The following is a 7,012-nucleotide window of genomic DNA, read 5'->3' as shown; positions in this document are numbered from 1 at the left end:
ACTCATCTCAACAAATTGATTTAGTCAAAAGCGCGTAGAATATCACATAAAATCAATAACTTTTAGACGCCAGGGTAATACTTCTCTTTTTCTCAGTTCCTTTCCGATCTCTTTAAAAGATAATGTAACACTAATCCCCAGTGTCTGCGCCAAGGCCTTTAAAGCACTTGATGGTAATTTTACTGTGGGATCACGCAAATAACTTTTTGGAGTATCAGCGCTTAATCCATCAAACACGTCACGATACATCAAAGGATGAGTATATAGCTCATCCACCGTCAGCTGGCGTAATACATAAGCCATACATTCCACTAACTCTGACTTACGCGAACTATTGAGTAACATTCCCATACGCTCTGGTAGAGTTAAGTAAGGCTGGTTGTTTATGTATTTGGGGAAGTGTAGATAAAAACGTTCCAAAATTTTTTTCAAAATCGCATCATTACCCCGTTGGGAAGTACTTTGTAACGAATCGATCATAGCCACAGCAACAGCATGAAATTGTTCTGTACCGACGTTGATAAAACGGTATTCTGCACGTGGCCTAGGCTCATGATGCACATAAGCTCTATTATTAAAAAAACCCGCCATAATACTCTCCCACCCCTTAATATAATTTCATTCTAATGAATCAAAATTAAGGAAATATTAACTAACAAACATCATGAGCATAAATTTACAATGACTCTCGCTCTTCTTAAATCAAAACCTAGTCATAAAATAATACTTAACATTATAATTCTATACTAGATGATATAATTTTACTCTATTATACAATAATAAGACAGATATCAATGTGTTTTTACGTACTTTATAATCGTCCGATACCTAAGTAGAGTACTTCTATAGGAAATGCATTATAAAACCGAATAAATCGGATATATTAACAATTCCTAGTTTTGGAATGGCACATAAATAAAGGATTATTTTGAACCACTGGATACCCTATTTTTTTTGCTTACTTCTTGTACTTTTAACCTTGCTCGTTCATGTAAGGCTCCGAAGAAAGCAATTTAATGTAATTCGTTGGCAAAAATCATTAAACTTACAAAGGCACGCTCAAGTGTTCCATCAACTCTATACAGGTGTCAATGGCTTCATACTCTCACAAAATGCTCGCAAAGAATATGATGCAATGGAATATGCTTATGGAGAAATCGAATTTTCATCGTTTATTGCTCTTTTATCCTTAACCCGCCCCGACGAGACAACCGTATTCTATGATTTGGGCTCAGGAACAGGTAAAGCAGTATTGGCCTGCGGCATGGTCTTCCCTGTGTGCAAAAGTGTAGGAATTGAATTGTTTCCCCAACTTTATGTTGTAGCATGCAAACAAGCCGAACAATTGGCAAAAATAGCAGACTATGCAGCGCAAGCAAAAAAAATTAAATTTATTTTAGGTGATTTTCTTGAAGTGAATTTAAATGATGCAACTCTTGTTTTTATCAATTCCACTGCTTTTTTTGGACCTATGTGGGAAAAGCTCTGCGCTAAACTTGATCATTTGCCGCATCTTAAAACAGTCATTACAACCAGCAAAACATTATCCTCAAGCCATTTTACTTTGATAAGACGCACTAAAGTTGAAATGAGTTGGGGTGTCATTTTTGCTTATATTCATTTTCGAAAAACTACTTTGACTAACTGTCTTGAAAACATTGAATAATTTTTTTCCCAGTCTATACTTATAAAACAAGGGACAATTGTCAGCACCTAATCTGTATTGGTAGCAGACTTTGAAAAACGCGACAACACGAGGTGGATATGATCAAATCGGAACTCATTGAACACATCGCTGCTCGAATGACACATCTTACTGAAAAGCAAGTTGCTGATGGTATAAATAAGATATTGGAATTAATGAGTAGTGCACTCATTAAAAATCAAAGAATAGAAATTCGGGGATTTGGCAGTTTTTCTCTTCATTATAGACCTCCACGCAATGCCCATAATCCCAAGACTGGCGAAAAGGTTGTGACTAAAGCGAAATACAGTCCTCACTTTAAACCAGGAAAAGAATTACGTGAACGTGTTGATGCATCACGAGATAAATATAAGTTACCTGATGAAGAATAAAGTAAATTGATTTATTCCAATATCAATGGTCGCATATCGTATGCCTGGGTGAAGCGCAGTGAAACCCAGGCTACAGAATTTATTTTTATTATCCAATTTAATACAACGGTTTAGGAAGTATGCTAGAATCTTGAGGAGCGGTTGGATTTTCGCGCAAAGGCGCCAAATACAGCCGTGAGTAGCGTATGAACCTCAAGTCCTAGGGAGAGTAACACCAGTTTGTCCCTGATATTTTCCGCCACGATCACGATATGAAACAGCACAGACTTCCGTAGCCTCTAAAAAGAGCATTTGTGCTACGCCCTCATGCGCGTAAATTTTGGCGGGCAATGTCGTAGTATTTGAAAACTCTAACGTGACATGTCCCTCCCACTCCGGTTCTAAGGGGGTTACATTCACAATAATTCCACAGCGTGCGTACGTAGATTTGCCTAAGCAAATGGTTAGAACATTACGTGGAATTCGGAAATACTCTACAGTTCTCGCTAATGCAAACGAATTGGGGGGAATAATGCATACATCAGAGTGCACATCGACAAAGCTGTTTTCATCAAAAGCTTTAGGATCCACAATGGCAGAATTAATATTGGTAAAAATTTTAAATTCATTAGAACAACGAACATCATACCCATAACTGGATACACCGTAGGAAATAATTCTTCCATTCTCATTTTCACGCACTTGTCCTGGTTGAAATGGGGAGATCATCCCATGTTCAAGCGCCATTTTTTCTATCCATCTATCTGATTTAATTGACACAGTAAAAACCTCATGAATTCTTCAAAATGAGTGTTCTATCATAAAAGCCGGATAAACGAAAGATTGTATTGATAGTGCACGCGATATTTCGATGTTCCAGGTGATTTATTTTCTTTTAAAAGGCTTGCTGTAGCCTGGGTGAATGCGTAAGCCGCAACCCGGGGAAATGAGCAGGAATACCGAGTTACGCATTCACCCAGGCTACAATTTGTTTTATTATTTCTTCAAAGCCATATTCGATAAAATATCACCTAATTCCATTGGCATGGGAAAAACAATGGTTGAGTTATTCGTACTTGCTATAGTAGCTAAAGTCTGCAAATAACGTAACTGCATCGCTTGCGGTTGCTGTGCCAATACTTGTGATGCTTCTAATAATTTTGCAGAGGCTTGTAACTCTCCTTCGGCATGAATCACTTTAGCTCGTCGCTCACGTTCTGCCTCAGCTTGTCTTGCAATTGCGCGAATCATACTCTCATCCAAATCAACGCGCTTAATTTCGACGTTAGACACTTTGATACCCCAGTTATCTGTTTGTGCATCCAGTATTTTTTGTACGTCACTATTTAATTGTTCCCGTTCAGAAAGCATTTCATCCAGTTCATGTTGTCCCAACACGGAGCGAAGTGTTGTTTGGGCCAGTTGACTGGTTGCTTCATAATAATTTTCTACCTGGATGATTGCATTTTCTGGCGCCACAACGCGAAAGTATAAGACTGCGTTGACTCTTACAGAAACGTTATCTTTGGATATAACATCCTGACTGGGGACATCCATGACGATGGTACGTAAGTCGACTCGTACCACTTGTTGAATTACTGGAATAATAAGTACTAAACCAGGTCCTTTTACTCGCCAAAAGCGGCCCAGCATGAAAACTACGCCTCGTTCATATTCTCTAAATACTTTAACTGCTGATATCAAAAGTAGCAGAATCAGTACGATGATTACCGTTAAAAAAGGTCCCATTTTTTACTCTCCTCGATTATCTGCATCTTCTTCAATGTCCAACACCAGTCCCGAAGTTGCAATAACTTTTATTGACGTGTTTGCAGCAATGAATTTTTTTGAGCGGACGCTCCAAATCTCACCGTGAATCATTGCTTGTCCTTCTAAATTTATATCGCCCAATGTACGTCCTTTAGCACCGAGCAAAACAACAACACCATGCCTTACACTTTGTCGCCTGGCCTTTATCGCCATCCCCAACACAATCACAAAAAGCAGGATATTCACGAACACCATTGCCGCTATTGCTGACCACGCAATATGATACAGTGCATTATTCCTATCAAGTAACATGATAGAGCCAATAATAAATGCAATTGTACCTCCACCGCCTAAAGTACCGTAAGCGGGTACAAATGCTTCCGCTATAATAAACCCTATTCCTAACACAATAAGGAAGAACCCCGCATAATTAATCGGTAATAATTGGAATGCATAAAGTGCGATACATATTGATATAACACCAATTACCCCCGGCAATAGATGTCCTGGATTAACTAATTCGAAGAAAATACCGTATATTCCAAGCAACAAAAGAAGATAGGCCACTGTTGGGTCAGTAATTATTGACAAAAATCGTGTACGCCAGTCTGGTTCGACTCGCTGAATATCCGGATTACTGGTATTAAGTGTTATTTTTTGATTGTTTTGCATTACTGATACACCATTCAACTGAGTGAGTAAATCCTTTTCATCCGTTGCAATATAATTAATAACTCCTTCCTTTAAGGCTTCTGTAGCGGTTAATGTCTCAGCATTCAAAACTGCCTTTTCAGCAAAATCAAGATTTCTTCCTCTCAATTGGGCTAAGGAACGTATTGTTGCCACAGCATCATTAGTAATTTTTTTATCCAAGGTTGTTTGTTTATTCGAACTTTCGTTGCCCAAACCTGTCGCTTCCAAACTGACTGGACTTGCTGCCCCCAATTGAGTTCCTGGAGCCATGGCGGCTATAGTGCTGGCATAAAGTAAGTATGTTCCAGCACTTGCAGCTCGTGCACCATATGGACTGACATAAGCGACTACAGGAACATTAGATGATAAAAATTTTTGAATTATTGCCCGCATTGCTTCATCAAGTCCCCCAGGGGTATCAAGAGTAATCAGGATTAAATCTGCGTGTTGTGCTTTATCGATGTTACGCGCAACATAATCTACGGTAGCAGGGCCAATCGTCCCCTTGATATTGAGTTCAATAATTTTTGATGCGTAAGAAGAAGTATACAGAAGTAACATGACAAACAGTACACTTAGGCGGTATGCAAATATCTTTATACCAGACGGTGTGAATATGGACCTTGGCATGCTGTAAGATTTACACATGCTCCTTTCCTTTATGAAATACGCTCTATATGATAAAAGATAGCACAGTTTGTTGTCTTTATTGGACGCTTCCCATGTGGCCCAAAACCGACTTTCCTCAAGACACTTTACAAGAGACGGGTACTGTAGCCTGATCAGCAGGTTGGGCCCTTGGCTCAACCTACCGATCTAATCTGCGGCTACAAAGCCCAGGCTACATCAGATTCTAAGCTTAGAAATAAACTCCGATTTGCGCAGAAACTGTATCTGCAGTGCCACCTGTTCCCACAGTAGGTGCGTTTACAAGTCCTGGAGGTGCTGCTCCATTAGCAAATTGATTTTTCCCATAATCTATTTCATGTCGGTATTCGATGCTTTCTACAGTGTCTTTCCAAATAGAAATATTAAATACCCCGATAAAACGTTGTTCTGGCAGATTTAAAGCGAGCGCGTCTTTAGTCCATTGATAACCAACACCAATGGAAGAAGGTCTATTGAACGCTCTAAACGTCATATCAACTTCAGTTTGCACTGCTTGGGGTTGAGCTCCACGACCATTAAAACTTAAATCTTGGGCCCGAAATGCCTCGACCGCGCCAACCCACTCAGCAGCAAAGTTAAATCGGTCGTATCCTAAGTTACCGTACACATCTACAGCTTGAGTCTTACGTACTGCCTCATTTCCATTAAGCAAGGAACCAAAACCACCAAAAGTTCCTGGGTTCGCTGCCGTACTTTGCATTCCTGCTGCATCATTAATCGAACTGATGTAGCTTGCGCCTACCTCTCCATGGATCTCGTTAAATGCATAGGTATATCCCGCATTTACCCCACCTACACCTGCTCTTCCTAGCGTGGTGTCACTTCGATATATGTAGGTTGCGACAAATGGTCCAGTATCCTCTTGGGATTTATAACCGAGAATAAACGGTCTTGTTTTTGTGCGTCCCATGTCCAAAGTTAATGGGGAACTGATCATGGAGCTGGAATAACGTCCGAAGGGGACATACAATTGTCCTGCCGTAAAATAAAATGGAGTTTTATCCAAATTACCAATGTTCACAAAGCCCATATTAAGGTTAAACGCTGAATTATTAATTCTTGGGCCAACCTCAGGTGGACTGGCATCATAAGCAACCGCAATATAAGCCTCAACATTTTGGTTTAATGCAGCCGCGACATCTAATTCGCTTGAACCTAGAGTTAAATCAACATTGGTACCCCCAACGTAATTGCTATTTACCATCCCTACTGGTTCTGCTTTACCACTAAGCGCAATAATTGGTCTATCAGGGATTGGGTACCCCATATTTTGATATGCTCTATATAATCTTCGACGTTGCTGCATCAAGCGAATGTCGCGATTAATACTTGAAATGTTTACAATATAGTCAGAGCCATCAAACGCTGGTCTATCCCCCAAATAGGGTGAGGCGACTACAGGTGTTCCTGCGATATAAGTAACTACACGATTGTCCGCAACCAAAGCGGTAGGATAAAATCCTATTGATTCCGGATGTTCTACAGGAGTATGTACCGATAGAGTTGAGGAATGGTATTTAACCATTTGGTCTTGCGGCGTTCGATTATGCTCGTGTTTTTTTCCATGCTTTTTATGAGGGGCAGGAACTTGTTTCTTTGTTTCTTTTTTTATCGTCTTAGCCGAGTGTTTTACTTTACTCGAGACAAGTTCCTTTTGTAAGGCATTTAATTGAGTTTGTAATTGTTCTGCCTGTTTTTGTAAATGAGCTATTTGACGTTGCAACTGTTGATCATGTTCCGCATAGAGTGGCGATGACAAACAGACTAGGGCCAATATGATTTTTTTGTACTGCATGCGGTACTCCTGTTCATTATTTTTACTTCC

7 protein-coding genes are annotated in these 7,012 nt (G+C 39.8%); 2 read left to right on the top strand and 5 right to left on the bottom strand.

The features are described from left to right. Nucleotides 1-42: 42 nt before the first annotated feature. Nucleotides 43-591 carry a hypothetical protein gene (locus Lstg_RS17375; protein WP_058478878.1) on the bottom strand — a complete coding sequence of 183 codons (549 nt, stop codon included), beginning with the start codon at nucleotides 589-591 and terminating at the stop codon, nucleotides 43-45. Nucleotides 592-928: 337 nt separating this feature from the next. On the opposite strand from Lstg_RS17375, the gene Lstg_RS17370 reads away from it, so the two are divergent. After that, complete coding sequence (locus Lstg_RS17370; RefSeq protein ID WP_058478877.1) at nucleotides 929-1,666, top strand: methyltransferase; 738 nt, start codon at nucleotides 929-931, stop codon at nucleotides 1,664-1,666. A 98-nt stretch (nucleotides 1,667-1,764) separates the two neighbouring features. Further along, complete coding sequence (locus Lstg_RS17365) at nucleotides 1,765-2,076, top strand: integration host factor subunit beta (RefSeq protein WP_058478876.1); 312 nt, start codon at nucleotides 1,765-1,767, stop codon at nucleotides 2,074-2,076. 192 nt (nucleotides 2,077-2,268) lie between these two features. Here the strand turns inward: Lstg_RS17365 and dcd are convergent, their stop codons facing one another. The 4 genes from dcd to Lstg_RS17345 form a co-directional block, all read right to left on the bottom strand. After that, a complete protein-coding gene (gene dcd, locus Lstg_RS17360; RefSeq protein ID WP_058478875.1) occupies nucleotides 2,269-2,835 on the bottom strand; it encodes a dCTP deaminase in 567 nt (188 codons plus the stop codon). Between the two features lie 216 nt (nucleotides 2,836-3,051). Then, nucleotides 3,052-3,804 carry a slipin family protein gene (locus Lstg_RS17355; RefSeq protein WP_058478874.1) on the bottom strand — a complete coding sequence of 251 codons (753 nt, stop codon included), beginning with the start codon at nucleotides 3,802-3,804 and terminating at the stop codon, nucleotides 3,052-3,054. Nucleotides 3,805-3,807: 3 nt separating this feature from the next. Beyond that, the gene (locus tag Lstg_RS17350; protein WP_415583212.1) at nucleotides 3,808-5,166 is read right to left on the bottom strand and encodes an NfeD family protein; all 1,359 of its coding nucleotides are present in this window, start codon (nucleotides 5,164-5,166) and stop codon (nucleotides 3,808-3,810) included. Nucleotides 5,167-5,377: 211 nt separating this feature from the next. Beyond that, nucleotides 5,378-6,982: an LbtU family siderophore porin gene (locus Lstg_RS17345; protein ID WP_058478873.1), complete on the bottom strand. Its 1,605-nt coding sequence runs from the start codon at nucleotides 6,980-6,982 to the stop codon at nucleotides 5,378-5,380. Nucleotides 6,983-7,012 lie beyond the last annotated feature (30 nt).

This window comes from Legionella steigerwaltii, assembly GCF_001468065.1.
Lineage (GTDB): Bacteria > Pseudomonadota > Gammaproteobacteria > Legionellales > Legionellaceae > Legionella > Legionella steigerwaltii.
The sequence above is the reverse complement of the archived record's forward strand: the minus strand, read 5'-3'. Positions and strand labels throughout refer to the sequence as shown.

What these genes read in the sequence shown, in the direction of transcription:
- Lstg_RS17375 (WP_058478878.1), bottom strand. Translation starts at nt 591, where the DNA reads ATGGCGGGTTTTTTTAATAATAGAGCTTATGTGCATCATGAGCCTAGG.
- Lstg_RS17365 (WP_058478876.1), top strand. Translation starts at nt 1,765, where the DNA reads ATGATCAAATCGGAACTCATTGAACACATCGCTGCTCGAATGACACAT.
- Lstg_RS17355 (WP_058478874.1), bottom strand. Translation starts at nt 3,804, where the DNA reads ATGGGACCTTTTTTAACGGTAATCATCGTACTGATTCTGCTACTTTTG.
- Lstg_RS17350 (WP_415583212.1), bottom strand. Translation starts at nt 5,166, where the DNA reads ATGTGTAAATCTTACAGCATGCCAAGGTCCATATTCACACCGTCTGGT.
- Lstg_RS17345 (WP_058478873.1), bottom strand. Translation starts at nt 6,982, where the DNA reads ATGCAGTACAAAAAAATCATATTGGCCCTAGTCTGTTTGTCATCGCCA.